At 43.0% G+C, this 323-nt stretch carries 1 protein-coding gene; it reads left to right on the top strand.

What is annotated here, in order from left to right:
- Window positions 1-49 precede the first annotated feature (49 nt).
- Window positions 50-323, top strand: a 274-nt coding sequence (locus S1OALGB6SA_RS07935) for a M91 family zinc metallopeptidase (RefSeq protein WP_148084053.1), incomplete at its 3' end; no start/stop codon positions are given.

The raw sequence follows: 323 nt of genomic DNA, 5'->3' as shown, positions 1-323 counted from the left end.
GTATGCCTATGTGAGCAACAACTCCGTGAAGTATGTCGACCCGACGGGGATGGAGCTAATAATCAAGGGAGATAAAGATTTTGTACGAGAAACCGAAAAAGCCTTGGATAAGATTAAAGGTAAACCCAAAGGTAAGGAATTAGTTGGGAAATTAGAGGATTCGGAAAAGCGTCACGTAATAAAGAAAACAAGAAGAGGGAATAGCGCAAGGCCTAGAAGTCGTCGGAAAGGGTATGATGGAGGTTCGGGATCAGGCTCCACTATTTTCTTTGATCCTGATGATCCAATAGGGGGGAAAAATTCTGAAGGTAAAAGAGAGAGAC

Origin of the sequence: Olavius algarvensis spirochete endosymbiont (assembly GCA_900608495.1) — a bacterium.
GTDB lineage: Bacteria > Spirochaetota > Spirochaetia > DSM-2461 > DSM-2461 > UBA2779.
This window is presented reverse-complemented; position numbering and strand designations above follow the sequence as displayed.